This is a genomic window from Winogradskyella sp., from assembly GCF_028282165.1.
Classification (GTDB): domain Bacteria; phylum Bacteroidota; class Bacteroidia; order Flavobacteriales; family Flavobacteriaceae; genus Winogradskyella.
This window is the reverse complement of sequence record NZ_JANQIM010000033.1, coordinates 406260-432894: the sequence shown is the minus strand read 5'-3', so window position 1 is coordinate 432894 and position 26635 is coordinate 406260. Positions and strand designations below refer to the sequence as shown.

Genomic DNA, 26635 nt, shown 5'->3' with positions numbered 1-26635 from the left:
TCAATATCCCAATGAAAAAGTATCTCGCCTTAGTCTTAATCATTACCTTATTTTCTTGTAATAATGATGACGATTCAACAGTTCCTGCCGAAGATCCTTTAGTAGTTGCTGAATTTAGAACAAATCTCTCTGAATTGAATTTATTTACAGGAGACTTAAGCGATTTAAACATTAGTTCTAGAGCTTTTGAATATACACTTAATACGCCATTGTTTACCGATTATGCCCACAAACAACGCCTAATAGCATTACCACAAAATACATCTATGCAGTTTAATGGCGATGGTTTGCCTATCTTTCCCGAGAATACGGTTATTGCAAAAACCTTCTACTACAATACTGATGAACGGGATTTATCATTGGGTAGAACCATTATTGAAACCAGAATCCTTATAAAAATAAATGGCGACTGGGTAACAGGTGATTATAAATGGAACGATGAACAAACTGATGCCGTTTTGGACTTAAACGGAAGCACAGTTCCGGTGACATGGATTGATGCTGATGGTGTTACTAATTCTACAAATTATGAAATCCCTTCTAATACTGATTGTTTCACCTGTCATAGCACTTTTAATAATTCAACACCCATTGGCCCCAAACTTAGAAATCTAAACTTTGAAATCAACGGATCTAATCAGCTAGATAACCTCATTAGTGACCAAAGTTTAACAGGCATATCCAGCAGTTCTGAAGTTTCGAGTGTTGTTAATTGGCAAGACACTTCTGCATCACTAGAATCCAGAGCACGATCCTACTTTGACATTAATTGTGCCCATTGTCATATACCAGGTGGCTTCTGTGACGATCAGTCGACTTTAGACTTAGCTTATGAAACCTCACTAGAAGACTCTCAAATATTTGAAAGACGCTCTAGTATTTCTACTAGAATCTCTGTTTACAATGAGGGCTTTAGCATGCCTTTTATAGGTACCACTTTGGTTCATTCTGAAGGTATTGACCTATTGCAAGATTACCTGGATTCTTTATAAAATATCTAGATATTTCATAACTAAAAAGGCTTCAAGTTAACTTGAAGCCTTTTTCAATACCGTCATATCAGTATCGTTTTTAGTCTTCTCCTGTTTGTCTCAAATTATCGATATCATTTTCAATAGACAAAATCAACAAACTTGTAGCTGTGCAAAACACAGGACTTGTAATACAGTGATGACCATTCCAACTACCATCATTATTCTGTATTTTCATTAAACGCCCAGATACATCATCGTACCATTTTTTCCAATCATTATCGTCATTGACCACCATAGATTCTCCTGTTTGCAAAAAACTTAAAAACTCTTCACCTCCATTATTACCAAAACCACTCATAACGTCGTTTTCTTGTGCCTTTTGTTTGGAAGCATTGTAAATGTTATATGACGATGTATAGGCAATAGCTTCACTTTCAGGTATCCCAATATCCTTTAGATTTTCTACTGAAACTTTATCATCTTCCTCAAGTTTTCCTTCTTTTTTAGCTTTATCAATCAACTCTCTAGCTTTTCTCGCATCTTTAGCTGAACCTCTTGCAGAATTACTCACAGAATACAATATAATACCAGCCCCATCAGTTGTTTTTACCGACTTTGATTCTTCATCGTAATTACTTTTTAAATATTCCTTTTGGTTGGTAACAACAATCTCGTCAAGAGTTGCACCTACAGATTCTGCTGATTCCAAGGCACTTGTTGCCAATCCAGATTGTAATACACCAGCCCAACCAGCGCCTGTAACTCTGCCATCCTTACCCGTTGCATTTTGAATTTTATCTACACAAATATCCAAGCATTTTTCAATACGCTTTTTGGTTGATTTATCTAAATCCTCTTTTAGCATATTCGAAAAAAACTGTGCCGTTAGTACCGCATCGATATTCTGACCTAATTTGGCCTGAATTTGGGTTCCCTTTTCTTTGGTTATATAGGGGTCATCTTTCGATGTACTTTCCACCTGCTCGAGTAAAAAATTTAAAGCACTCTTAAGCGCTCCTTGGTACGCTCCTCTTTTTAAATTACTACCACTTCTTAAAAAAGCCATAGCTACCATTGCTGTTGTTGCCGGATCCGCATTAACTGCATGTGGATTCATCTCTCTTTGATTATTATGACTTCCTGCGCCATAACCACCGTTCTCTAATTGTGCATTGGCTAACCAATTTAAACCATTGTTCACAACAGGTTGAACATTATCCCTTAGTTTAAATTTAGCATAACCTTCGGATGATTGCTCACCAAACGTGGTCATAAACACACAACCAGTTTCATCCTTAACTTCTACCTTTGCTATTGTTTTTTTTGCGGAAGCAATATTAACAACCGATAGCGCTATAATTATAAGTATTGTAACCATTCCTATAATACCTATTAGTCCTTTTGTTTTAGATTCCATAATCTTTCGTTTTTGATTCAACTAAAAGTATTAGGATAACATGGCATATAGAATTTAGAATGAGTGAAGATAGCTTTTGAATGAGTAAAAAAGCACTTTAGAGAAGTTTAATATCGATAACCTTATGATATGCTTCAAACTCAATGAGGTTATTGTGATTACCACCTTGAATTGTTACAAAATCCATATTATTAATATCTAAATCTGAGAGTTTCTTACCAGAGGTGTAAGGAACAACATTATCATCTGTTCCGTGTATGATGGTTATTGGGCATACCACCTTTGGTAAATACTCGTAAGTAGGAAACCTATACTTCAGCAAAGGTTTTACAGGAAAGATCGGAAAACGATGCTTAGCCACATCTAAAATACTGTAATAAGGCGTTTCTAAAATAAGTTGTTTTGGGTTATGTTTTGACGCTAAATACGATGCGAGTCCTGTACCCAGAGATCTCCCATACAATGTGATTTCATTCTCTGAATATTGCTTTAAAAGATATTGGTAACAGTATTGCGCATCCTTGTAAAATGCGGCTTCAGTTAGTTTTCCAATACTTTTTCCATAAGTCCTGTAATCCATTACCAAGACATCATAGTTCTTTTCTACAAAATACTCTGTGATTTTTCCCCAACGGCTTAAATCACCTGCATTACCATGAAAATAAAGTATGACGCCTTTTGAGTGTTCAGCTTTAAAATGAAGTGCATTAATTTTGGCATCCTTCTCAGTTTCAAAAAACAACTCTTCGAAAGGGTAATTAAATTGATACTGATGCTCTTGCTTTAAAGTAGTTGGCAAAAACATTAGTTTCTCCTGAAAAAAGTAAAGTGCTGTTCCTATCATAACATATAAGCCTAAAAGAAAAATAACAATGCTCCTAAGCTTTTTTCCTTGTTTTTTTTGAAGAGTGAATGACATTAATACTTGTAGTTTCTAAATCGATGTTTTTTGGCTCTGTGTTTAAAATATCATCTAACATATTATGGTAAGATTCAAAGTTATTTAGGTTTTTGTGTCCACCACCTATTACCGTATGCAACTTGGTCAACTTTGGATTGATTTGAGCCAATTTTACACTAGACTTATATAGAATTAGCTTATCGTGCGTACCATGAATTATGTGAATTGGGCACTGTACATATTTTAACCATTTATAAGTCGGTAAAGGGTACTTTAACAGCAAAGATAACGGCATAAAAGATGCGTAACGTGCTGCGACTTTAGCAAGACTGTAGTAAGGTGCATCTAGGATAAGCATTTTAGGATCATTCAACGACGCCAATTTTGTCGCAAAACCAGAACCCAAAGAACGACCATAGAGTACAATTTGGTCTTCGGAGGTTCTTTCCTTAAGTTTATCGTAGACTTTTTGCAAATCGCGTTTTATAGCCTTCTGCGAACGCTTGCCTGTACTTTTACCAAAGCCTCTGTAATCTACCATTAAAACATTGTAGCCATGTCTTGTAAAGTCTACCGCAAACTTTCCCCAGCCTTTAATGCTTTTAGAATTTCCTTTAAGATACAGAACCACACCTTTGCTTTCGCCTTTAGGAAAAAATCGCAAACCATTAATAACTGCACCATCTCTAGTTTCTAAGTTATATTCTTTGGTAACTTGATTTTCATAATCGAACTGAAAGTCCTTCGGAAGCTTTTCGGGTTTAAACAACATATAATCTTGCAAATAGTACAAGGCTATACTAATAGCAATATATATTCCTAAGACTAGTAAAACGGTTGAAACCCAGTAAGGCATAGACTATTGATATTTACACAAGATACAAATTATTGATTATCCTTTTCTTTAATATAGTCTATAATGGGTACATCATTAATAAAAACATTCTCAAGGACTGCTTCGCCATCCTTAACATACACCAAACTGTAAACATCTTTTAAATCAGTATCATTTCGACGTACCCTAATAGCGTCCTCGGCCGGTTTAGCTTTGTATTCTTCCATGTAAAACCTATTGAATGGTAAATCGAAATGTATCCTTGCAGATTTATTGCTGTAATTTTTAAAGCTACGAAAATGAGTAGCCTTAGCAACCACATAATCTGTCTTTAAGTTGAGCTTATATTTTGAAATTGTATCTATTTGTGCATACCCTAAACTGTCCTTAAGATAAACATAAACAGCATCACCTCGTCGCCATGTAGTATCCCTAGTTTTAAATGAGTTTATTTCATAACGAAGCGTGATGTATTTACCACGAAACGGATCGTTGGGGTCAATAGGTCGCGTTTTAAACTTATAAGCTTTGCCATCATTTAAAACTTTTTCTTGATTGTAAATCATCTGTGCAGGAACAAATAATTGAATTAATGCCACTACACAAAACATGATTAGAATATGCTTTTTTTTCATCTTTTAAGAATCTTCATTTATTGGTACTTTTTTAAAAGTGCAAAATCAAAGGGAGTCCACAAACAGCTTTTTAGTGTACTTTTTTTAAACACAGTGTTTACCCAGGTATTACATGTCTTAAATATAGAATAACTTCCTTTTGCTCTATAGAAATCATCATTTGGACCATAACCTTTGTCCTTCAGGATTATTTTAGAATTATCTTCGTCTAACTGAAATGTATTGTGAATATTTTCATTAAGCTTTCTTAATTGGTTTTTAGATAATCTAACCTTTATCCACTTGGCTCGTTTTTGTTCGTATCGTGTTATATGCATTAATGTTGAACTATTTAAAAACATTGCATTAAATGCATTACTAAATGTTAGATCGCCCCAAGTTGGTGTATTTAAGTAAAAATCTTTATCCCCCCAACCAAAAGCTACATATTCTGTGTTGGCATTAAATATTAAGTCTTCCCGTAATTCTGAACTGATCTGTTCTATTGGTAGTACAATATCTAAATGAACACCATTGGTTGTGAGATAAATCTCATTTTCCATCAGTTCTTCATGCTGCGTTTTATTTACAGTAATCATACCTAACAAAAATGAAATAAAAGCATAGCTTATTGGTAATAATAATATATAAAGCACATATCTTAAAAACCGTTTAAAATATTTCATGTTTTCTTTTTTTGTTTCTGAAACATCAAGTAATTCGCTATAAAAAAACCAGCTCCCACGGTAACAAATAAAGACCCACGAAGCACAAATGACATATTAGTATCAAAAAAACGACAAGTTATTAGTACTGCTACAATTAATAAGCCATAATTTAAAGTACCAAAATGCATTTTATCAGCTCCAATCTTTATAGCCATAATACCCAAAGCGAGTATTAAAACATTTACCAAAACCGTTGGTATTGTAGCATTTTTAAAACCAATAATATAGTACAGCGTAAAAATGATGAAGACAAATCGGTACAAATTAAACTGTCGCACCCATTTTCTTGAATAGGAATACAACAACAAACTAAACGCCAATAAAAAAAGTATTGAAGCGATATACATTTCTTGGGTAGCAAAACCTATTTGCATCACAAAAAGCTCTCTCCAGATCCATTTAAAACTAGTAATCAGTAGCAAAAAAACCGTGCCTAAAGAACCAAAAATAACATAACCATTTTTTCGTAATAACTGACTATCAAAAAATGGAAGCTTTCCTATATTATAAAATAATCCAAACAATAGAATATACATTAGATAACCCAAATCACCATAGCGGTCTGTAAATGCACCAAGAACTATAATTAAACTTAATGGAAACAACCAATTAAACACAGATGTAATATTTGATTGAGGTTTGCTTTTTAGTAATTGGATATAATGTGGTAAAACCAAGACAAAAAGCAATAGATAATACCATGGTGTTTGGCCTCTGGTCGTAAAAGCGTAACCGCAATTACAAGCATAGTATGTCGCAAAAACTAAACATAATATCGCAACGGCTTGTGAACGTAATAGGTAAATTATGGGAATGCAAAGTAAAGTCCAGGTCAATAAATAACTACTTAAATCTCCTGGTATATTGTAGATTTGGCTTATTAGTGCAATACATGCTCCTACAGCAAAAAACAAAAACGTTCCTGAAGCCTCTCTCCATGTCTTACCCTTTGCTTTAAATACAGAATAGCCTACTAGGCTTTGCCCTATAAGCAAAGGCAAAAAAGCAAATAGTGTTTTTATAGATCTTGAAAAATGATCCCAATTGTGAGCTACTATCAATATGATACCCATACCAATAAGCAACGAACCAAGCACCCCAAAAATAGTGAACAAGCGACCTGATTTATTATCTTCCTTTGACGCATAGTACTTATCTATGTGTTCAGCAATATCTTGAGTAATGATCTTATCATTAACTAGAGTTTGCAGTTCTTTTTGAAATTTTGAAATCATGTTTTATCTAAATAGATTTAAAAATATATCTTGAAATGGGTCTTGGCCAACAACCGTATAGTAGAATAAGGCACCTAACCAACCATGAAGTAAACCAAGGGCATAAATATTCTTGGCTTTTAAATAAATATAACCATAAAATAATGCCAAGACAAAAGTACCCAGCATCAACCAAAGTGAAGGATAATGCAAAACGGAAAAGAATATTGCTGTTACAAGAATTATAAAACCCTTTTTAAGCTTTACTTTTTTAAGATCCTTTAGATTTCCTGCCAATAATCCAATAGTAAGAAATTGTTGGACACTTCCCCAGATGGGATAGGTAATTAGCAAAGGGATGACATGCCAAGTTAGATTAATCGTTCCTTGTATAAAACCAACTATAAAGAATAATGAAACCGAAATTATTGCAAAGGGCAGCATTAACCTTATTACGACCTTGAAATTATCCCATTTAAAACCCCAATCACTCAACACATTCTTGTCTTTTTTATAACGATAAAAGATATAAAAAGTCCAAGCTAAAATTGCAACGACTACAAATGGTAGTCTCCAATTTAGATAATCCATAAAAACGAACTTTCCTATTCCTGTTAAAACAACCCCTGAAATCTCTAGAACTCTAATTTTATCGGATATCGGTCTGGTTAATTTTAAACTCGAAAACTCGGTGAGGTATTTTGTTAATCTGTGCTTCATAACAAATAGAATTTAAAACCTCGCAGCTCTAAACCAATCTGCGAGGTTTTGGGTTACTAACTAACCATCATTAAAACTAATTTAATCTTGTTTAGCTTCAATTTCCTTATCTATATAAGCTACGTCTCGAGTGTTTTTCTGTACGGCTATTGCGGCAAAAAGACTCAGTGTATATGACATTCCATAAAATCCTTTCTCGCTCAATTCCAGATCTGCATTCCAAAGTCCAACAACTAATAATACAATGGCTGCTATTGTTACAAACCAACTAATGCCATAATACATATCCGTAACTTGAATATCCTCCAGTTTATCCCTTACGGCTTTCTGAACTGATATTACGGAAAACAATCCGAAGAGCAGAATAGTAAAGTAATAGCCTTTTTCATTCAACTCCATGTTGGCATTCCAAAGTCCAATACAATAAGAAACCATACCGATGAGCAAAGCTGTCCAAGAAGCCCCTATGAATGCTGGTGTCGGCTTTTGGTTGTAGATCTTATCTTCTTTCTTTTTTGTCTTTACTTTTTCTTCATCCTTTAAGGATACTGTAGTTTGATAATTCATAACATTCTGTTTTAATGATTACAACACAAATTTGAAAGAAAATCGATTTATATAAAAATTAAAGTTAGCATACAACTGACGATATATTTATTTATTTTTATGACTTGCTTCCTATTTTTACTACCATATATTAGTATTATACTGACGATTAAATGACAGACTTAAATTCAATTATAAATGCTTTAAACGCAGAAGATCAACAAAAATTTGTTACATACCTACAACAGAAAAACAAACGTAAGGATACTAAGAACATTCAGTTATTTAGACTAATATCTAAATCCCAATTAGATTCTAAATCCATTTGCAACCAACTCTATAAAACTGATAATTGCAACGCTTATCACGCTTTAAGAAAACGTCTTTTTCAATCTTTAATAGACTTTACCGCTAATAAAAATCTAGAAGATGAGAACTCTGTAGATATGCAGATTATAAAATATATCTTAGCTTCTCGTACGTACTTGCTTCAAAAAAACTACGACATTGCTTATAAAATATTGGATAAAGCTGAGCGCCTTGCAGACGAGCATTCGCTGTTTCCTATTCTCAACGAAATCTACCACACCAAAATACAATATGCATCATATTACCCAAAAATTGACTTGGAAACGCTCATAATAAAACAAAAAAATAATCATAAACAGCATCAATTAGAAGACCAATTAAACATTATTTACGCACAGTTAAAACTGGTACTAAACACTATTAGCTACAAAGGAGAAGTTGTTGATTTTGAAAGCAAGCTGAAATCTATCCTCATTGACTACAATATCGAACTAAAAGAGTCTCTTTCTTTTAAATCGCTTTATCAGATACTGACCATAGTAGATATATCTGCATTTGTTACGAGCCGGTATTTTGAAATTGAAAACTTTGTTTTGAGCAGCTATGGAATCTTAAAAGAAAAGAAAGAAACAGATAAACAACTCTTTTATCAAATTCACATTGTATATATCATAGCCAACACACTATTCAGAAATAAAAAGTTTGAGGCCTCATTAAAATACATAAAGGAGATGGAAGAATTGATGGGGCTTAAAAAAAATGCCTACTACAAAAGCTTTATTCTAAAAAAAACCTTGGTTGAAGCTTTAAACTACAACTTTATAAACAAGCAAGATAAAGCCATAGAACTTGTAGAGACTATAATTAAAAAGAAATACAAAGACATCGAGTCTCTTTTAGATCTTCACCTATCGTTATTAATGTTTTACTTCCAAAAAGAGGATTTTGTTAAAGCCAAATCAGTTCTGTCAAAATTCTATCATACAGATCAATATTACATTGAAAAAGCAGGAATAGAATGGGTGATTAAAAAAAACCTAGCAGAAATCTTACTCTATGCAGAAATCGAAGATGACGATTTATTTTACTCAAGACTAAAGAGTTTCAAACGAAAATACACATCTTATCTGAAGGAGATCGATCAATCAAGAGTTTTGACATTTATACACTATGCCGAACGCTATTATAAATACTCTGGAATAACAAAGCGTAAAGATTTTACCAAAGAACTGGCTATAGCACTAGAAGAGACTTCAATACAAAAAGAGGACATCTTTGTTATCAGTTTTTATGCCTGGTTAAAAAATAAAGCTAGAGGAAAGAACCTTTATAAAACAACATTAAAACTCATCAAACCATAATGATTTACAATTTAAGATTTTCCTTTTAAATAAAATTATTATTTTAGTGGCTCAAATAACTAAACAATCCACAAATGAAAAAGATAATTACGCTCTGTTTATTAGTTTTTGCTTTGTGCTTAAGTACAGAGTCTGCTATAGCACAATCTAACCAAGATATTAGCGCTCAAGCATCGGAAAAAACCGAGGCACTCAAAAAGTTTGCAAATTTAAATCACGAACAATGTGATCAAGTCTATTTAGCCTTTATGGAATACACCAAAAAGATGGCGATTTTAGAAAGCGCTGACGATAAAAATGAAAAATCCATTGAAAAAGTTAAAAGAAATTTAGAAACTAAAATGCAGACTATTTTGTCTTCAGAGCAATATGCGCGCTACCAAGAGATGGAACTATAGACAATTTTTTAATTAATAGAAATATAAAAAAGCTTCAATAAAATGAAGCTTTTTTAGTTTATAATTCTTTCGCCACTTCTTCTACAGCAGCAATGGTTTCATTTAGGTCTTGGTACGTTAGGGCATCCGTAATAAACCACGATTCAAAAGCGCTAGGTGCAATATAAATACCTCTGTTAAGCATACCATGGAAGAAACTCTTAAAAGTCTCATTATTACCTTTTGCTGCACTTTCAAAATCCACTACTGGTTCTGCAGCAAAATGCACAGAAATCATGGACCCGATCCTATTAATCGTATGCTCCACATTATTTTTATTTAAGGCGTCGGCAATACCATTATGAAGATATTTTGTTTTCTCCTCTAATCTGCTCATTAGCCCCTTATCATTGTCTATAGCATTTAACATTGCCAAACCAGCCGCCATAGCTAATGGATTTCCACTTAAAGTTCCTGCCTGATAAACAGGTCCTAATGGCGCTAGATGATCCATAATTTCATTCCTTGATGCAAAAGCTCCAACCGGTAACCCTCCACCAACTACCTTTCCAAAACACACTATATCGGCGTTAATACCTTTTAACTCCTGAACTCCACCTTTTGCTAATCTAAAGCCCGTCATTACCTCATCGAAGATGAGAAGAATATCGTTTGTATCGCAAAGTGTTCTTAGTCCTTCTAAAAAACCTTCAACTGGCGGAATACAGCCCATATTACCCGCAACTGGCTCAACAATTATAGCTGCGATCTCATTGTGGTTTGCCTCTACAATTTCCCTTACATTTTCTATATCATTATATCTAGCCAATAAAGTATCTTTTGCCGTTCCTTGGGTTACACCAGGACTATTTGGAGTTCCAAAGGTTACAGCACCACTTCCCGCAGCAATTAAAAATGAATCGCTGTGTCCATGATAACAACCCGCAAATTTTATGATCTTATCTTTCTTAGCAAAGCCTCTAGCCAAGCGAATTGCACTCATGCAAGCTTCTGTACCAGAATTGACAAAACGAATCTTATCAATATTAGGCACCATGGAAACAGCCTGTTTAGCAATCTCTGTCTCTAAAGCCGTAGGCATTCCAAACGAAGTGCCCTTTTTTGTCTTTTCAACAACGGCTTCAACTACTGGTGGAAATGCATGTCCCAATAGCATTGGACCCCATGAATTGATGTAATCAATAAATCGATTGCCATCTTCATCATAGATATAAGCTCCTTTAGCCGATTTAGCGAAAATAGGAACGCCCCCTACTGCTTTAAATGCTCTTACTGGTGAATTTACACCGCCTGGTATCACTTCTTGTGCTTCCTTAAACAAAGCACTACTTCTTTGGTATAACATATATTAATTTGGAATCATTATTTCCTGACCTAAGGCAAGGTCATTAGAATTGAGGTTATTTAGTTCTTTAATGGCTTCAACTGATGTATTATAGCGTTTTGCCAGTGAGTATAGCGTATCTCCTTTCTCCACAATATACCTAACAACCCCACTGTTGACTGGCACAATCTCAACTTGTTCATTTTTCTTACCGAGAACTTCTTCGTCATATTTATAAAGCTTATAGCGCTCAATAAGACTAATTAATTTTTGTGGATATTTTCTATCTGTAGCATAACCAGCCTTTTTTAAGCCTCTTGCCCAACCTTTATAATCATCTGGTTTTAATTTGAATAAATCCGCATAGCGCCTTCGCCCTGTTAAAAACTCTGAATGATCCTTGTATGAGGATTCCGCCCTTTCATATTTTCTAAAACATTCTTGGGAACGATCATCATCATGGTATATCTTGGCACCTTTCCAACCGTGACATTTAATACCAAAATGATTATTGGCTTCAACGGCTAAACGCCCTCTTCCAGAACCCGATTCTAAAATACCTTGTGCCAAAGTAATACTCGCTGGTATTTTAGATTTCCGCATCTGATCCTTTGCGATTTCGGCATATAGGAGTATGTAGTTGTCAGTAGAGGATGGAGGTTTTGCTTCATCTTCTTCTTCAATTTTATTATCTGGAAATTCTGCTTTTACATCCTTTGTAGCTTCTGTCTCATTTTTTTGATCCTTTTCCTTGGTTACAATCCCTTTTTTGGGACCACAGCCTAAAGTGAGTATCGTCAAAATCAATATACAGATGTATTTATACTTTAAATTCATTCTATTTGAGGCCAACCTTTTTGCTTTAATTTTAAATTCATTCCTTCTATTCCTTGTAACCCACCTGTATGGATCACCAATATCTTCGATTCTTTAGGGAAAAAGCCTTTAGCCATTAAATCAAAAATCCCATACATCATTTTTCCTGTGTAAACAGGATCTAAAGGAACATTAAACGTTTTTTTAAATCTATTGATAAACGCAATCAATTCTGGATTTATTTTTGCGTAACCGCCAAAATGATAGTTATCAATTAAATCCCAATTTTCTTTCGTTACAAATTTACGAATATCTTGTCTTAAAAAGTCACCTTTCAGCGCAGGAAAACCTAGTACCTTTTGATGTTTTTTAGACACATTTATTAATCCAGAAATCGTGCCACCTGTTCCTACGCAGCAACAAATAAAATGGAATTTATCATCGTTTTTGTTCAAGATTTCCTCACAACCCTTTACAGCTAGTGCATTTGTACCTCCCTCAGGAATTAAATAAAAATCTCCTAACTCTGACTTAAGCCAACTTAAAAACCTATGCTCTGTTTTTTGTCTATACCTTTCTCTTGAAACGAACTTAAAAAACATCTCGCATGACTTAGCAAATTTTAAAGTAGGATTTACTTCTATCTTATCCTCTAACTCTTCGCCTCTTACTACGCCTATAGTACTAAAACCATAAACCTTACCTGCATATGCAGTAGCAGCGATATGGTTAGAATAGGCACCGCCAAAAGTTAAAAGCGTATTTTGGCCTAGAAGCTTGGCTTCTTCAAGATTATACTTAAGCTTCCTATACTTATTTCCTGAGATAAACGGATGAATTAAATCTTCGCGACGAATTACAACCTCATATTCAGTATTTAATATTAGTTCATCCATTGAATATAGCACTTTATCGATAAAACTTCTTGCAAAACATTTTAAGTAATCGGTCTTACATACATTATTTACCTTACGCCCTAAAGCCACCTATAGCTTTTGATGCCAAAGTCAAAGAATCAATTTAGTTGACTTAGCTTATATCATATACTTTTTGCTTATGATAAAAAAGACACAATTATTATTACTACTATTAGCATCTGTTATTATTAATGTAAATGCCCAAGTTACAATTTTTGCAGAAGATTTTGAAGATGCTACTTATCCTGACCAAACGGATTTAGCCTCGCCTAATACGACAGGTTGGACCAATATTAACTTTTCTGGCACCGATAATAGATGGTGGGTTCTTGGTGGAACCAGTATAAATGCCATAAATGGAAACCACTCATTAGCTGTAAGCCAAAATGTACCTTACACAGGTACTGGCATAAAACCAGAATATAATGTAAACTCTGCCGCATCAAATATTGCTCAAAGCCCTTTAATTGATGCAACAGGTTATATTGCTGTAACCCTTGACTTTAATTGGATTTGTGAAGGTGAAGATGTTTTAGGTTTTGCCTTCGATTATGGAAGAATAGCCTATTCCTTTGACGGTACAAATTGGTTTGTATATGCACAGGAGTATCTTTCGCAAAGCACCACACAAAGTGCGGTAAATTTAGATATTTCTGTAGTTGCTGGTCAACAATTTTATCTAGGTTTTGTATGGGAGAATGACGGCTCCTTCGGAACAAATCCACCTTTTATAGTAGATGATATTTTAATACGAGGGTATCTTCCACCGAGTAATGACGAGTGCTCTGGAGCAACTGTGCTTACACCTGGCTCTCCATGTGTTTCTACATTAAGCACCACTATTGGTGCAAGTCAATCGCAAGCAGGCTGCACAGGTGCGGCTGACGACGATGTCTGGTTTGAGTTCAACGCTACCGACACGGAACAAACCATAAAAGTTAGACCCGGAAATCTTAATGATGTGGTTTTTGAAGTCTTTAGTGGGAGTTGCGGTTCCTTAACCAGTATAGCCTGCGTTGACAACACTACAACTATAGATTCAGAAGAAATTACATTGACCGGCCTTACTGTAGGAAGTACCTATTATGTCCGGGTTTATAGTTATTTCGGCAGCGGTGATGAGGGTAGTTTTTATATCTGTGTAACGGAACCATGTTCCTCTGGCCCAGGAACAGGAACAAGTGATTTTGGATGTGCAGCTGTAGATGTAATGGACAGTAACGCTAATAACGCCATAACGCTTGGTTGTGATGATATAGGTGACACCATAGATTTAGAAGCTAGCTTTTTAGAATTAGGAAATACCGATTCCTACACGTCTCAAGAAATTGCTTATAATCCACCTTATCAATTTGGATGTTTGACAAATCCCGTTAGTATAAACGATGATGATGTTTGGTCTCCTGTAATCGATTTTTCATCAAATAGTTTTGAATTTTGCTTTTACGGACAACCCTATAACTCATGCACCATGAATTCTAATGGGGTTATCTCATTTGACACTAGCCTGGCTACTTTATATACGGGCTGGGAAATAAACAACACATTACCTAATGCCACTTCAAATTCAAGAGACTACATTGATATTTCTGGGACGCTTTTTGCGCTTGATCATTTCTTCGGACCATCTATTTTTGGAGTACATCATGATATTGACCCAAGAGCCGGGGGCGAAATTGGTTGGGAATTTGTTGACCTAACCACTAGTGGTAGCACCTGTAGGGCTCTCATTACAGCATGGCACGACGTACCCATGTTTGCCGACCCAACCATACTTTATTCAGGAATGATAGTCTTATACGAAAACACCAACGTCATTGAAGTATATATTGAAGAAAAAAATATGGATGTATTCAATGTTAGTTATAGTGATATTTGGAATTTTGGAAATGCTCAAATTGGGCTTCAAAATGCTACAGGCACACAGGCTGAAGTTGTTAGGGACATTACTGATGGTGACTGGACCATGACCAACAGGGCATGGAGATTTACACCATCTGGGGCTTCTATCACTAGTCTAAGATGGTTAGAAAATGGAGCACACAACCCTACTTATGATGATGATGCCACTATATCAGTCAGCCCAAATTCTACTACTACTTATACGGCTGAAGTTACTTACAATTTGTGTAATACTTCATCTATTACAAGAACTGATGATTTTGTCATCACCGTAGAACAACCAAAACTATGGGACGGATCTCAAGCCAACGACAATTGGATGGATCCTCTTAACTGGTCCGATGACACTATCCCATTACCCTCAGATTGTATAATCATTCCAAATACTGGAAACGATCCTGTTATTTATTCAACTGATGATGGAGATGGGTTAAATCTCACTATTGAAAATGGAGCTACATTAACCCAACAATCTAACTCAACATTAACCATCGTAAATACTGTTAATGTAGAGTCTGGCGGTACTTACAATATGTTAGATAGTGCAAGTTTGATCCAGATTGATGATGTTGTTAATACCGTAAACGGAACATTCACTATGCAAAGAACATCAAACATAAGGCAAAACGACTATGTGTATTGGTCATCTCCTAGTACTAGTTTCAATGTAGAAAATGTTTCACCCTTAACGCCTAACGGTTATAAATACGAATGGATTCCCACCACGTTTCAAGGTGTTGGCCCACCAGGAAATATGGTCTTCGGAGAATGGCAAAGTGCTAATACTGGAGCTATGGATATTGGCAAAGGTTATATCATTAGAGGTCCTGCAGGGCATCCTGTAACGCCTACAGATTATACGGCAACATTTAGTGGTACTCCAAATAATGGCTCTATAGTACAACCCATTGAAAGAGGAACACACAATACAGGAACCTACTTCTACCAACCTTTTGTTGGTGGAGATATACTTACCATAACCGATGATGATGACAACTGGAATTTATTAGGCAATCCATATCCATCAGCAATAAATGCCATAAGCTTCTTAACGCATGCAAGCAATGGGAATATTTCAGGAAGTGTCTATTTATGGACCCATGGCACTGATATTGGCATTACTAATCCAGATCCGTTTTACGAAGATTTTCTTTACAATTACAATGTTGCAGATTATATAGCATACAACTCTAGTGGCACCTCATCACCTTCCGGATTTAATGGTAACATAGGTGCTGGTCAAGGTTTCTTTGTACTCATGACAGACGTAGCAACGGTTAATGAAACCGTAACTTTTGATAACACCATGAGAAATCGCTCTCATAGCAACGATCAGTTTTATAGAAGCGCTACCGATTCAGACGAAACCCCTAACGAGACCAATAGAATTTGGTTAGATTATATCAGTCCATCAGGTCAGACCAACACCACTTTAGTAGCTTATGTAGATGGCGCTACAAATGAAGAAGATAGAATGTTCGATGCTGCGACAACTACGGGTAACGGATTAAACTTATATTCTATCATAGATAACAAAACCTATCTTATTCAAGGTCGTCAATTACCATTCAATAATAACGATCAGGTTCCAATTGGCCTGAATATTACTGAATCTGGTATACAAACAATAGGCATCAATGCATTACAAGGCTTATTTAATGACCCTAATCAGGATATTTACATTGAAGACTTGACTATGGGATTGACACACAACCTCAAAGACACACCCTATTCTTTTACAAGTGAACTTGGCTACATAAATGATAGATTTATTTTAAGATACACTAACAACACCTTGGGGGTTGATAATTTTAACACATTAAACAGGATAACGGTATTTGAAGAAAACGAAAAAATCGTCGTAAAATCAGATTATGAGATGATTCAGTCTATTGAAGTATTTGATGTCATAGGAAGACACCTTTACTCTAATATATCCGTAAACACCAATGAATTTTTAATTACTGCAATTAAACCACAACATTCGGCTCTATTCTTAAGGATTAAGTTAACAGACGGTAAGCAAAAAATCGCAAAGATTATTTTTTAAAATATACCATAAAACTCCAGAACGGCCTTGAATCCAAATATTCAAGGTCTCTTTCTTTTTCATAAGCTTCACGTTCAAAAGAAATATTTCTATAAGCTTGCTTCCAATTTCTATATTGAAGCAATCGCACAAGAAACTCTAAGCAATAAACCATAAAAAATGGGAAAACCAATAATTCGATCTGTTGCTTCAAATGAATCTTTTCGTGATTAACCAAAACCTTATTTCTTTTTAAATTTTTATACTTCAAAAACATAAAAGGGAAAATGGTCATTCCTGCATAGCCTTTTGGCACTAAATATCTTGAAATCAATATCACAACAAATCCTAGTTCAAAAATCAATCCATACTCATTTTCATGACAGTTAATTGGTAACCTTGACTTACTGCAAGGAATCTTTTCTCTAATTTACGCTATCTTTGTAAAACATGAAGAAATATGTCCCAATAGAAGAAGGCGACTACTATTTAACACCCGAAGGTTATCGCTGCTTTACAGAACAATACCTTTTAAAAAGAGGTTACTGCTGTGAGAGTGGATGTAGGCACTGCCCTTACGGTTTTAACAAGGATAAATTAAAAAAGACCTAATGCAACTTACAGAATTATCATTTAAGGATCAGATTTTAGAAGGTATTCCTAACGTGTTACCTCAACCCAAACCTTACGATTCTAGCATAAATCATGCCCCTAAACGGAAGGCAATCCTTTCTCCTGAAGAAGAGAAGCTAGCGCTTAGAAATGCCCTTCGCTATTTTGACAAAAAACATCACGAGGTTTTAATTTCCGAATTTAAAAGTGAGCTAGATACCTATGGCCGCATTTACATGTATCGCTTTAGGCCAGATTATAAAATGTATGCCAGATCGATTGACGCCTATCCTGCAAAATCTAGACAAGCTGCAGCAATTATGCTGATGATTCAAAACAATTTGGATTATGCAGTGGCTCAACATCCTCATGAGCTCATCACTTATGGTGGCAATGGCGCCGTATTTTCTAATTGGGCACAGTATAGATTGACCATGAAATACCTAGCTGAAATGACTGACGAACAGACTCTGGTTATGTATTCGGGACATCCATTGGGCTTATTCCCATCACATACGGAAGCACCAAGAGTTGTTGTTACAAATGGCATGATGATTCCAAACTATTCTAAACCTGATGACTGGGAAAAGTTTAATGCATTGGGTGTCACCCAATACGGTCAAATGACAGCCGGAAGCTATATGTACATTGGCCCGCAAGGTATTGTTCATGGCACTACGATTACGGTTTTAAATGGCTTTAGAAAGATTGGTAAATCACCTAAAGGACATCTCTTTGTCACTTCTGGTTTGGGTGGCATGTCTGGTGCCCAACCAAAAGCGGGTAACATTGCTGGCTGTATTACGGTATGTGCTGAAGTAAATCCAAAAATCACTCAAGTCCGTTTAGATCAAGGTTGGATAGATGAAAAAATCACAGATTTAGACCAACTTGTGACTAGAGTTAAAGAGGCAAAAACCAATATGGAAACCATATCCATCGCTTATTTGGGGAATATTGTTGAAGTATGGGAAAAGTTTAATGAAGCAAATATTCATATAGATTTAGGAAGTGACCAAACCTCACTCCATAACCCTTGGGCAGGCGGTTATTATCCTGTAGGATTATCTTTTGAAGCATCCAATAAAATGATGGCCGATGACCCAGAAAAGTTCAAAGGCAAAGTCCAAGAAAGTCTCAGAAGGCATGCTAAAGCTATAAACCAACATACGGCGAGAGGCACTTATTTCTTCGATTACGGCAATGCTTTTTTACTTGAAGCCTCACGTGCTGGTGCTGATGTTATGTCCGAAAAACCAGAACTAGGTAGGGAGTTCAAGTATCCAAGTTACGTACAAGACATTATGGGACCCATGTGCTTCGACTATGGCTTTGGCCCATTTCGTTGGGTATGTGCTTCGGGGAAATCGGAGGATTTGGCTAAAACCGATGAAATTGCCTGCAAAGTGCTAGAGGATATTATGAAGAATTCACCTCGAGACATTCAGCAACAAATGGCCGACAATATTCAATGGATCAAAGGTGCTCAGGAAAATCAATTAGTTGTCGGTTCGCAAGCAAGAATCTTGTATGCTGATGCCGAAGGCCGAATGAAAATTGCCGAAGCTTTCAATCAGGCAATTTCCAATGATGACATCGGTGAAGTCATACTTGGCAGAGACCACCACGACGTTTCTGGTACGGACTCTCCCTACCGAGAAACCAGTAATATTTATGATGGTTCTCGTTTTACATCAGATATGGCCATTCATAATGTTATCGGTGATAGTTTTAGAGGTGCCACATGGGTAAGTATTCATAATGGTGGCGGAGTTGGCTGGGGCGAGGTCATTAATGGAGGATTCGGCATGGTTCTTGATGGTACTAAAGAAGCATCTAAACGATTAAAACAGATGCTGTTTTGGGATGTTAACAATGGCATCTCAAGACGAAGTTGGGCTAGAAATCAAGGTGCCATTTTTGCCATAAAACGAGCTATGGAAGCTGAGCCTAACTTAAAAGTCACTTTGCCCAATCAAGTCGACGATTATTTATTTGAGACAATTAAAAAAAAATGATATGAAGAAACTACTCAAATTTACACCGATTTTAGTATTTGCCATCCTTCTATCCTCTTGTAGTTCTGTACGTGTTGCAGCTGATTATGATAAGGACGCAAATTTTGACCAATACAAGACCTTTGCTTTTTTTAAGCCAGGTATCGACAAAGCAGAAATCAGCGACATTGATAAACGTAGAATCCTAAGAGCAATCGAAGCAGAGCTTCTAGCCAAAGGTATGACGAAATCCGAAAATCCAGATGTACTAGTGAGCATTTTCACCAAGTCTAACCAACGTGTTGATGTTTATAACAATGCTTGGGGCTGGGGCGGCTGGGGCTGGGGCGGCTTCGGCGGCTGGGGCTGGGGACCTGGTTGGGGTTGGGGACCTGGCTGGGGCTGGGGAGCTGGCTGGGGTGGAAATCAAGTTTCTACCAGAACAGAAGGCATGCTATTTATAGATCTAGTTGACGCTAAAGAAAAAGAGTTGATTTGGCAAGGCTCTGGCACGGGGTATCTCGTAACCAATAATGCTGCAAGAAAAGAAGCAAGAATTAAAGAATTTGTTGCTAAGACTATGGAACAATTCCCACCAGAGATTGAGTAAGCAGATCTTCATCCAACATATATAAATTAAGCACTAGTTATTCTAGTGCTTTTTTTATGCACAAAAACATTAATTAGGCTATTATTCCAAATACGCTATCTTTGCCGACTTTTAAGTAAGCGTATTATGATACTAGGTCACACTACAAGAAAAAACTTTACCCAGAACCCAAAGAACGATATCCTATCGGGGTTAACCGTTGCATTGGCTTTAGTCCCAGAAGCAGTGGCTTTTGCTTTTGTTGCAGGCGTTGACCCATTAGTAGGACTTTATGGTGCTTTTATGATGGGTATTGTAACCGCTTTGTTTGGTGGTCGCCCTGGAATGATTTCTGGTGCTACTGGTGCTATGGCTGTGGTTATGGTTCACCTTATTAGTAAAGGAAATGAGGTAGGTTTAAGTCTAGAAACACCAATAGAAAACCTAGGATTACAATGGTTATTTATAACGCTTTTGTTTGTTGGAGGTATTCAAATATTAGCTGGCCTCTTTAAACTTGGAAAATTTGTACGATTGATTCCTCACCCTGTAATGATGGGATTTGTAAATGGATTAGCTATTGTCATTTTCTTATCACAGCTAGGTTTGTTTAAAGAAACTGTTGACGGCGAAAAAGTATTCATGTCTGGAACTCCACTTTGGACTATGCTTGCATTGATAGCCATAACTATGGGAATTATGTTTGGCTTACCAAAACTCACAAAAAAGATCCCTCCGGCTTTAACAGCTATTATTATCGTTGCAGCAATAACCATATTTGGAAAGCTTGATGTGAGCACTGTCGGTTCATTTATTAGAGATGGTGGCGGCGAAGGATTGCAAGGGAATTTACCAACTTTTCAAGATCAGATTTTTGGCCTGTTTAGTACCTTACAAGGCCATTGGGATACTATACTTTCTACGGCTTTTGTATTAGCTGCCGTTGGCCTAATTGAATCCTTAATGACCTTAAACCTTATTGATGAAATCACAGACACTAGGGGTAATGGCAATAGAGAATGTATCGCCCAGGGTGGGGCTAATATTTTAAATGGTTTATTTGGTGGCATGGGTGGCTGTGCTATGATCGGCCAATCCATAATAAATGTAGATTCCGGAGGAAGAGGTCGATTATCTGGTGCTGTTGCTGCTATTGCCCTACTCTGCTTTGTGTTATTCGGTGCGCCTTTTATTGAGCAAATTCCAATTGCTGCATTGGTAGGTGTGATGTTTATGGTGGTCATAGGTACATTTGCATGGTCTAGTTTTAGAATTATTAGAAAGATTCCTATTTCTGATGCCATTGTACTAATTGCCGTATCAGCTATTACCGTTTGGAAAGACTTAGCTGTAGCCGTTATTGCGGGGGTTATCATTTCTGCATTGGTATTCGCCTGGAAAAACGCGACTATGATTAGAGCTCGAAAGCGAATGCAACCAGATGGTACCAAAACCTACGAGATATGGGGACCGCTGTTTTTTGGCTCTATTCAAACATTTAACACAAAGTTTGATGTAAAAAACGATCCTGAAAATGTTGAGATTGATTTTGTAGAATCTCGTATCAGTGATCATTCTGCTTTAGAAGCTATTTTTAATCTGGTCAATAAATATGAAGCTCAAGGAAAATCGATAAAACTCAAGCACTTGAGTAAAGATTGCAAAGTATTATTGCGCAAGGCCAATCCGAAGTTTGAAGAAGTCATTATTGATGATGTTGATGATCCTCGCTATCACTTAGCGGCTGACCCGGAAAAGTTCACAAAACCACTTTCTGAATACACTATTTAAAATGAGGAGGCAATCTAAGAAGTAACCATTTCTATCATTTCGAGCGAAATAGAGAAATCTTTTGATTCAACATTCTTCATTTTACATCACAATATCATTTTTCCACTCATAGGGTTGAGGAATATCGGTATCATCTATTAGCTGTCGGATATCGATTTCAATGCTTCTACTTAAATCTGTTATAGGCACATCGTTAGGCCCACCCTCAAAAGGATTTTCTGTATTCTCACCAATGGCTTCCATGGTATGAAATACCCACGACAACAAAGCACTAAAAGGAATAGAAAACCATACAAAATGCTTGGCTATAAATTCTTGAATTAAATGTCCCCAGTTCGTTCGTGATTGATGCATCGCCAAATCCCTGATCACATCCTTTCCTATGGATTCAAATTCCTCCATAATACCATAGGGCAGCATTAATATAAATAACCAAACAAAGATATAATTCATTGTAGCATATTGCCTTGGGTATGGAAAGTTCTTGATACGTTCACTCTTCCCCTGAAGTGTATAAAATTCTACCAAAATATTTTTCATTTCCATATGTCTAAAATCATCAATGAAGCCGCCTGCTCTAAGCTCTTTCAACCTCCTTGATTGAATCCCTAAAATCTGAGACGCCTGATTGCCTTTGGCAAATAACTCTTCGTATTCGGCATCGGAAATATAATCTTTAATCACGTCTTCTATTGGTATCGTATCTTCACAAACCAAATAGTGCGACTCACGAAACTCCTTATTAGACTTTGTGCTCTTAAGATGCATCTCCCATGGCTTGTCCTTTCTCAATTGATAACGTAAAGCCGTTAGCCACGCCACATGTCTATGAACAAGTTCTTTGTGAATCTTATGAAGTTCGGACTCTGATATTGGATGTTTAGCATACTGATTGGTAATATAATCTTTAACTTGAATGGTCCAAGAGCGTGATGTATTAACTACACCACCCCAAATTTTGCGCGCTTCCCAGAGTCGGTCATAGGAGGCGTTATTCTTAAAACTCACTAAGAATGCTACTGCTGTACCTAAAACCCCTAAAGGTAGCCATGGTACGTGTAACCATTTTAAACCAACTATCTCAAATAAAATTACAGGAATAGTAGCCAAAATAAAAAAAAGAAACAGGTGTCTTCGTGTCCACTTAATGATACCTTTTACAGGAAAAATGCGTCTTGTATACATAAACTAATCTTATATCCTGTAAGATACAAAAGACTAGTAATTCAGCAAATCCTCAATTTTAGCTTTTACCTTTTCGGTTGAGGGAATCATGGTCTCTTCTAAAGTAGAATTTAGTGGAATAGCTGGCATGTTTTCACTTCCAATGGTCATTACCGGTGCATCGAGATATTTAAAGCATTCTTCTTGTATTTTTCCTGCTAGGGCCCTTGCAAAGCTATTGTTAGAAGGTTCTTCCGTAACAACCAAACACTTACCTGTTTTCTTTACAGATTTCATGACAGTGTCATTATCTAAAGGATAAAGCGTTCTTAAATCAATAATTTCAATTTGATCGCGCATACCCAATTCGCCCGTTGCATTATAAGCCCAATGCACTCCCATTCCATAAGTGACAATTGTACAGGTTTCAACATCATCCTGTTTCCAAATTTCCTGCAACAACCAGGCTTTTCCTAAAGGCAAAACATAATCTTCTGCAGGCTCTACAGAGGTTGCACCACCAGTACCTTTTACTTTGCTCCAATACAGCCCCTTATGTTCTAGGATTACTACAGGATTTGGATCGTAGTACGCTGCTTTTATTAAACCTTTTAAATCTGCTCCATTACTTGGATACGCAATTTTAATACCTCTAATATTAGTCACTACACTTTCTACAGAAGATGAATGGTATGGGCCGCCACTGCCATAGGCACCAATGGGAACACGAAGTATCATGCTCACTGGCCATTTGCCATTGGTTAAGTAGCAACTACGGCTCACTTCGGTGAATAATTGATTAAGCCCTGGCCATATATAATCTGCAAACTGTACCTCAACAATAGGTTTTAAGCCAACGGCACTCATCCCTACCGTACTTCCAACGATAAACGCCTCTTGTATAGGGGTGTTAAATACACGATCATCACCAAATTTTTGTGCTAAGGTCGCCGCTTCTCTAAATACACCGCCTAATCGTCCTCCAACATCTTGCCCGTACAACAAACACGCTTTGTGCTTTCGCATTAATTCTTCAACAGCAAATAGGGCACAGTCTACCATAACGACTTTTTCGGCACCTTCTGGTTCACGAGTACCTGCTTCTTCTGTTATTGGAGTTGTTACAAAATCATGCGTAAATAGATCCTCTGGTTTTGGATCTTCTGCTTCCAATGCGCTTTCAAAATCTGAAGCTACTTTTTGCTTTGCTTCATTTTCAATAGCATTGACTTCATCTTCGGTAAATCCATTATCTAATAACTGTTGTCTCAAAACCGGATAAGGATCACGTGAGCGTGCTTCATCGAGATCATCACGGTACCATTCCATACGCACACCTGAGGTATGATGATTTAACAGCGGTACTTTAGCATGTACCAAAAACGGCCTACGTTCCTTACGAATGGTCGCAATGACCTTTTCTATAGCTTTATAACTTTCCATAAAATTGGCACCATCAATACTAATGGCTTCTAGGCCATGAAATCCTGCTGCATACTCTGCTGCATTTTGGGCTCGTGTCTCGGCTTCATTGGCAGAAATATCCCAACCATTATCTTGTACCAAATACAAGATCGGCATTTGCTTTAATGCTGCCATTTGAAAAGCTTCAGCTATTTCACCTTCAGTTACAGAGGCATCTCCTAAAGAACATACTGTTATGGGTTTTTGAGACATCTCGACTACGCTCGATGTGACAGTGTTTTCTAGGTTTTGTTTTTCGAGATACTGCATTCCCATAGCCACACCCGTAGCGGGAATCGCCTGCATCCCTGTTGCCGAGGATTGATGTGGTATTTTAGGTTTATCATCATCTTTTAAACTTGGATGTGAGTAGTAAGTTCGTCCACCTGAGAAGGGATCGTCCCTTTTTGCCAAAAGCTGCAACATTAGATCATAAGGTTCCATACCAAATGCTAATAACATGGCGTCATCTCTGTAGTATGGAAAGGCATAATCTTGAGGTAATAATTGTATTCCTAATGCCACCTGAATAGCTTCGTGACCTCTAGAAGTCGCATGCACATATTTTGAAACTTGTTTAAAATTGTCTTCGTACAATTCTGTCATGGCCTTTGCCATACAGAGCTTCGAAAATCCTTTCTTTAGTATGTCTTTATTCATAGTTGTCATTCCTGCGTAGGCAGGAATCTATTTTATTTATTTCTTCAAAGTGTATCCGCATCAATCCCGATAGTTATCGGGACGGAATGACAAAACATTGGCTTCCGCGTTAGGGATTGAGGCATTGTCGAAGCTCTCCGGACGTTTATCGTCTGAAAGCGACTACCGAAAGCCCGACCAAGACGATTACTGTCTGGGTAACGCCCAACTTCGCCGAAGCTTCTTCTGACAAGCTCAAATCACTCTATGCTAATTCCTTTCTTGTTTTGAGCATCCAACCAAATTTGTCTTCAATCTGTCCGGTTTTAATGGCATTAAGTGTATCGTTCACTTCTAACCCGATCGGACTTTGATCAGATACTTGAATCGTTTCTCCTTCTAAACCAATCTCTTGTATATAGGCAATCCCAACTGCGGTTCCTGCCCCAAAAGCCTCTTCTAATGTTCCATTGTGTGAAGCTTCTTTTACCTCTTCCAAAGTGATTAAGCGTTCTGTAACTTTAAATCCTTTGTCTCGTAATACATCTATGACACTCTTTCGGGTAATCCCATCCAAAACAGATCCATCTAACTTTGGTGTAATAAATTCACCATTTATCTTAAAGAAAATATTCATCGTCCCTACCTCTTGAATATACTTATGCTCAGCGGCATCTAGCCAAAGTACTTGATCATAGCCTTTAGCTTTAGCCAATTCGGTAGGTCGAATAGCCGCTGCATAATTACCTGCTGCTTTAGCCTCGCCAGTACCGCCATGAGCGGCTCTGATAAATTGCTTTTCTGCCCATAGCTTAATGCGCTTGCTAAAAAACGGCCCTGCCGGTGATGCCATAATAATAAACTTGTAATGTGTTGCTGCACGCATACCTATAAATGGTTCGTCGGCATACATAAAAGGTCTTAGATATAATGCGCTCCCTTCTTTTGGTGGGATCCAATTATGTTCTAAGCTTACCAGTTCCTTTAAGCCTTCAACAAATAGATCTTCGGGGAAATTAGGCATGCCCATACGATCCGCACTTTTGTTTAATCGCTTTGCATTTTGTTCTGGCCTAAATAGCATAGGTTCTCCGTCTGTATCCTTATAAGCTTTCATACCTTCGAATATGGCTTGCCCATAATGTAGTGCCATTGCTGCTGGATGTGTTGGTATTAATCCCATTGGAACAATTCTCGGATTTACCCATTCACCGTTTTCATAATCACATATAAACATGTGATCTGTAAATGTTGTTCCTAAGGGAATGTTGTTAAAGTCTAAAGTATCTACTTTAGATGTTTCGACTTTTGTAATTGGAATAGTGTAGCTCATAATTTTATACTTTTCGTCAGTTCGAGTGAAATTGCCTTTGC

At 36.7% G+C, this 26635-nt stretch carries 23 protein-coding genes; 8 read left to right on the top strand and 15 right to left on the bottom strand.

The genetic code is table 11. The annotated features are described in order from the left end of the window. Nucleotides 1-11 precede the first annotated feature (11 nt). Nucleotides 12-992: a hypothetical protein gene (locus Q0972_RS13865; protein ID WP_299366535.1), complete on the top strand. Its 981-nt coding sequence runs from the start codon at nucleotides 12-14 to the stop codon at nucleotides 990-992. A 79-nt stretch (nucleotides 993-1071) separates the two neighbouring features. On the opposite strand, the gene Q0972_RS13860 is transcribed toward Q0972_RS13865, so the two are convergent. From Q0972_RS13860 to yiaA, 8 genes are all read right to left on the bottom strand, one after another. After that, nucleotides 1072-2391 carry a hypothetical protein gene (locus tag Q0972_RS13860; protein WP_299366533.1) on the bottom strand — a complete coding sequence of 440 codons (1320 nt, stop codon included), beginning with the start codon at nucleotides 2389-2391 and terminating at the stop codon, nucleotides 1072-1074. A gap of 97 nt (nucleotides 2392-2488) precedes the next feature. Continuing rightward, a complete protein-coding gene (locus Q0972_RS13855) occupies nucleotides 2489-3235 on the bottom strand; it encodes an alpha/beta hydrolase (protein ID WP_299366531.1) in 747 nt (248 codons plus the stop codon). 34 nt (nucleotides 3236-3269) lie between these two features. Beyond that, nucleotides 3270-4148, bottom strand: coding sequence for an alpha/beta fold hydrolase (locus Q0972_RS13850; RefSeq protein ID WP_299366530.1), 879 nt, complete (start codon nucleotides 4146-4148; stop codon nucleotides 3270-3272). 29 nt (nucleotides 4149-4177) lie between these two features. After that, on the bottom strand, nucleotides 4178-4762 hold the full coding sequence (locus Q0972_RS13845; RefSeq protein ID WP_299366528.1) for a GDYXXLXY domain-containing protein: 585 nt from the start codon (nucleotides 4760-4762) through the stop codon (nucleotides 4178-4180). A 17-nt stretch (nucleotides 4763-4779) separates the two neighbouring features. Further along, nucleotides 4780-5427 carry a DUF2459 domain-containing protein gene (locus Q0972_RS13840; RefSeq protein ID WP_299366526.1) on the bottom strand — a complete coding sequence of 216 codons (648 nt, stop codon included), beginning with the start codon at nucleotides 5425-5427 and terminating at the stop codon, nucleotides 4780-4782. Continuing rightward, nucleotides 5424-6704, bottom strand: a complete 1281-nt coding sequence (locus Q0972_RS13835; RefSeq protein WP_299366524.1) for a DUF2157 domain-containing protein — start codon at nucleotides 6702-6704, stop codon at nucleotides 5424-5426. The genes Q0972_RS13840 and Q0972_RS13835 overlap by 4 nt, the downstream gene beginning before the upstream one ends. A 3-nt stretch (nucleotides 6705-6707) precedes the next feature. Further along, nucleotides 6708-7403: a CPBP family intramembrane glutamic endopeptidase gene (locus tag Q0972_RS13830; RefSeq protein ID WP_299366522.1), complete on the bottom strand. Its 696-nt coding sequence runs from the start codon at nucleotides 7401-7403 to the stop codon at nucleotides 6708-6710. An 81-nt stretch (nucleotides 7404-7484) separates the two neighbouring features. Further along, complete coding sequence (gene yiaA / locus Q0972_RS13825) at nucleotides 7485-7970, bottom strand: inner membrane protein YiaA (RefSeq protein ID WP_299366520.1); 486 nt, start codon at nucleotides 7968-7970, stop codon at nucleotides 7485-7487. A gap of 152 nt (nucleotides 7971-8122) precedes the next feature. On the opposite strand from yiaA, the gene Q0972_RS13820 reads away from it, so the two are divergent. Both Q0972_RS13820 and Q0972_RS13815 read left to right on the top strand, forming a co-directional pair. Continuing rightward, a complete protein-coding gene (locus Q0972_RS13820) occupies nucleotides 8123-9619 on the top strand; it encodes a hypothetical protein (RefSeq protein WP_299366518.1) in 1497 nt (498 codons plus the stop codon). A 74-nt stretch (nucleotides 9620-9693) separates the two neighbouring features. After that, on the top strand, nucleotides 9694-10017 hold the full coding sequence (locus Q0972_RS13815; RefSeq protein WP_299366516.1) for a hypothetical protein: 324 nt from the start codon (nucleotides 9694-9696) through the stop codon (nucleotides 10015-10017). A gap of 58 nt (nucleotides 10018-10075) precedes the next feature. On the opposite strand, the gene hemL is transcribed toward Q0972_RS13815, so the two are convergent. Genes hemL through Q0972_RS13800 form a run of 3 tightly spaced genes read right to left on the bottom strand, consistent with a single transcriptional unit; the run spans nucleotide 10076 to nucleotide 13053 of the window. Further along, on the bottom strand, nucleotides 10076-11362 hold the full coding sequence (gene hemL, locus Q0972_RS13810) for a glutamate-1-semialdehyde 2,1-aminomutase (RefSeq protein ID WP_299366514.1): 1287 nt from the start codon (nucleotides 11360-11362) through the stop codon (nucleotides 10076-10078). A 3-nt stretch (nucleotides 11363-11365) separates the two neighbouring features. Next, entirely contained in the window at nucleotides 11366-12178 is an 813-nt protein-coding gene (locus tag Q0972_RS13805; protein WP_299366513.1) for a glucosaminidase domain-containing protein, read from the bottom strand. Next, nucleotides 12175-13053, bottom strand: coding sequence for a 1-aminocyclopropane-1-carboxylate deaminase/D-cysteine desulfhydrase (locus Q0972_RS13800; RefSeq protein ID WP_299366511.1), 879 nt, complete (start codon nucleotides 13051-13053; stop codon nucleotides 12175-12177). Before Q0972_RS13800 ends, Q0972_RS13805 begins: the two co-directional genes overlap by 4 nt. 160 nt (nucleotides 13054-13213) lie before the next feature. Here Q0972_RS13800 and Q0972_RS13795 point away from each other — a divergent pair, with 160 nt between their 5' ends. Further along, nucleotides 13214-17026 carry a T9SS sorting signal type C domain-containing protein gene (locus Q0972_RS13795; RefSeq protein ID WP_299366509.1) on the top strand — a complete coding sequence of 1271 codons (3813 nt, stop codon included), beginning with the start codon at nucleotides 13214-13216 and terminating at the stop codon, nucleotides 17024-17026. On the opposite strand, the gene Q0972_RS13790 is transcribed toward Q0972_RS13795, so the two are convergent. Continuing rightward, on the bottom strand, nucleotides 17016-17345 hold the full coding sequence (locus tag Q0972_RS13790; protein WP_299366581.1) for a hypothetical protein: 330 nt from the start codon (nucleotides 17343-17345) through the stop codon (nucleotides 17016-17018). The genes Q0972_RS13795 and Q0972_RS13790 overlap by 11 nt on opposite strands. A gap of 110 nt (nucleotides 17346-17455) precedes the next feature. Here Q0972_RS13790 and Q0972_RS13785 point away from each other — a divergent pair, with 110 nt between their 5' ends. The 4 genes from Q0972_RS13785 to Q0972_RS13770 all read left to right on the top strand — a co-directional run bounded on the left by Q0972_RS13785 (nucleotide 17456) and on the right by Q0972_RS13770 (nucleotide 21994). After that, on the top strand, nucleotides 17456-17617 hold the full coding sequence (locus tag Q0972_RS13785; RefSeq protein ID WP_299366507.1) for a DUF5522 domain-containing protein: 162 nt from the start codon (nucleotides 17456-17458) through the stop codon (nucleotides 17615-17617). Continuing rightward, the gene (locus Q0972_RS13780) at nucleotides 17617-19635 is read left to right on the top strand and encodes a urocanate hydratase (protein WP_299366505.1); all 2019 of its coding nucleotides are present in this window, start codon (nucleotides 17617-17619) and stop codon (nucleotides 19633-19635) included. The genes Q0972_RS13785 and Q0972_RS13780 overlap by 1 nt, the downstream gene beginning before the upstream one ends. 1 nt (nucleotide 19636) lies before the next feature. Continuing rightward, nucleotides 19637-20224 (top strand): DUF4136 domain-containing protein, encoded by a 588-nt coding sequence (locus tag Q0972_RS13775; RefSeq protein WP_299366503.1) that lies wholly within the window; start codon nucleotides 19637-19639, stop codon nucleotides 20222-20224. A gap of 126 nt (nucleotides 20225-20350) precedes the next feature. Continuing rightward, the gene (locus tag Q0972_RS13770) at nucleotides 20351-21994 is read left to right on the top strand and encodes a SulP family inorganic anion transporter (RefSeq protein ID WP_299366501.1); all 1644 of its coding nucleotides are present in this window, start codon (nucleotides 20351-20353) and stop codon (nucleotides 21992-21994) included. 81 nt (nucleotides 21995-22075) lie between these two features. Here Q0972_RS13770 and Q0972_RS13765 read toward each other — a convergent pair whose 3' ends face one another. From Q0972_RS13765 to Q0972_RS13755, 3 genes are all read right to left on the bottom strand, one after another. Then, a complete protein-coding gene (locus Q0972_RS13765; protein ID WP_299366499.1) occupies nucleotides 22076-23179 on the bottom strand; it encodes a bestrophin family protein in 1104 nt (367 codons plus the stop codon). Nucleotides 23180-23212: 33 nt separating this feature from the next. After that, nucleotides 23213-25282, bottom strand: coding sequence for a thiamine pyrophosphate-dependent enzyme (locus Q0972_RS13760; protein ID WP_299366497.1), 2070 nt, complete (start codon nucleotides 25280-25282; stop codon nucleotides 23213-23215). 244 nt (nucleotides 25283-25526) lie between these two features. Next, nucleotides 25527-26594, bottom strand: a complete 1068-nt coding sequence (locus tag Q0972_RS13755) for a branched-chain amino acid aminotransferase (RefSeq protein WP_299366495.1) — start codon at nucleotides 26592-26594, stop codon at nucleotides 25527-25529. Between the last annotated feature and the right edge of the window lie 41 nt (nucleotides 26595-26635).

What these genes read in the sequence shown, in the direction of transcription:
- Q0972_RS13755 (WP_299366495.1), bottom strand. Translation starts at nt 26,594, where the DNA reads ATGAGCTACACTATTCCAATTACAAAAGTCGAAACATCTAAAGTAGAT.
- Q0972_RS13760 (WP_299366497.1), bottom strand. Translation starts at nt 25,282, where the DNA reads ATGAATAAAGACATACTAAAGAAAGGATTTTCGAAGCTCTGTATGGCA.
- Q0972_RS13800 (WP_299366511.1), bottom strand. Translation starts at nt 13,053, where the DNA reads ATGGATGAACTAATATTAAATACTGAATATGAGGTTGTAATTCGTCGC.
- Q0972_RS13785 (WP_299366507.1), top strand. Translation starts at nt 17,456, where the DNA reads ATGAAGAAATATGTCCCAATAGAAGAAGGCGACTACTATTTAACACCC.
- Q0972_RS13795 (WP_299366509.1), top strand. Translation starts at nt 13,214, where the DNA reads ATGATAAAAAAGACACAATTATTATTACTACTATTAGCATCTGTTATT.
- hemL (WP_299366514.1), bottom strand. Translation starts at nt 11,362, where the DNA reads ATGTTATACCAAAGAAGTAGTGCTTTGTTTAAGGAAGCACAAGAAGTG.
- Q0972_RS13770 (WP_299366501.1), top strand. Translation starts at nt 20,351, where the DNA reads ATGATACTAGGTCACACTACAAGAAAAAACTTTACCCAGAACCCAAAG.
- Q0972_RS13780 (WP_299366505.1), top strand. Translation starts at nt 17,617, where the DNA reads ATGCAACTTACAGAATTATCATTTAAGGATCAGATTTTAGAAGGTATT.
- Q0972_RS13855 (WP_299366531.1), bottom strand. Translation starts at nt 3,235, where the DNA reads ATGATAGGAACAGCACTTTACTTTTTTCAGGAGAAACTAATGTTTTTG.
- Q0972_RS13850 (WP_299366530.1), bottom strand. Translation starts at nt 4,148, where the DNA reads ATGCCTTACTGGGTTTCAACCGTTTTACTAGTCTTAGGAATATATATT.
- Q0972_RS13835 (WP_299366524.1), bottom strand. Translation starts at nt 6,704, where the DNA reads ATGATTTCAAAATTTCAAAAAGAACTGCAAACTCTAGTTAATGATAAG.
- Q0972_RS13765 (WP_299366499.1), bottom strand. Translation starts at nt 23,179, where the DNA reads ATGTATACAAGACGCATTTTTCCTGTAAAAGGTATCATTAAGTGGACA.
- Q0972_RS13820 (WP_299366518.1), top strand. Translation starts at nt 8,123, where the DNA reads ATGACAGACTTAAATTCAATTATAAATGCTTTAAACGCAGAAGATCAA.
- Q0972_RS13830 (WP_299366522.1), bottom strand. Translation starts at nt 7,403, where the DNA reads ATGAAGCACAGATTAACAAAATACCTCACCGAGTTTTCGAGTTTAAAA.
- Q0972_RS13865 (WP_299366535.1), top strand. Translation starts at nt 12, where the DNA reads ATGAAAAAGTATCTCGCCTTAGTCTTAATCATTACCTTATTTTCTTGT.
- yiaA (WP_299366520.1), bottom strand. Translation starts at nt 7,970, where the DNA reads ATGAATTATCAAACTACAGTATCCTTAAAGGATGAAGAAAAAGTAAAG.
- Q0972_RS13860 (WP_299366533.1), bottom strand. Translation starts at nt 2,391, where the DNA reads ATGGAATCTAAAACAAAAGGACTAATAGGTATTATAGGAATGGTTACA.
- Q0972_RS13845 (WP_299366528.1), bottom strand. Translation starts at nt 4,762, where the DNA reads ATGAAAAAAAAGCATATTCTAATCATGTTTTGTGTAGTGGCATTAATT.
- Q0972_RS13815 (WP_299366516.1), top strand. Translation starts at nt 9,694, where the DNA reads ATGAAAAAGATAATTACGCTCTGTTTATTAGTTTTTGCTTTGTGCTTA.
- Q0972_RS13840 (WP_299366526.1), bottom strand. Translation starts at nt 5,427, where the DNA reads ATGAAATATTTTAAACGGTTTTTAAGATATGTGCTTTATATATTATTA.
- Q0972_RS13805 (WP_299366513.1), bottom strand. Translation starts at nt 12,178, where the DNA reads ATGAATTTAAAGTATAAATACATCTGTATATTGATTTTGACGATACTC.
- Q0972_RS13775 (WP_299366503.1), top strand. Translation starts at nt 19,637, where the DNA reads ATGAAGAAACTACTCAAATTTACACCGATTTTAGTATTTGCCATCCTT.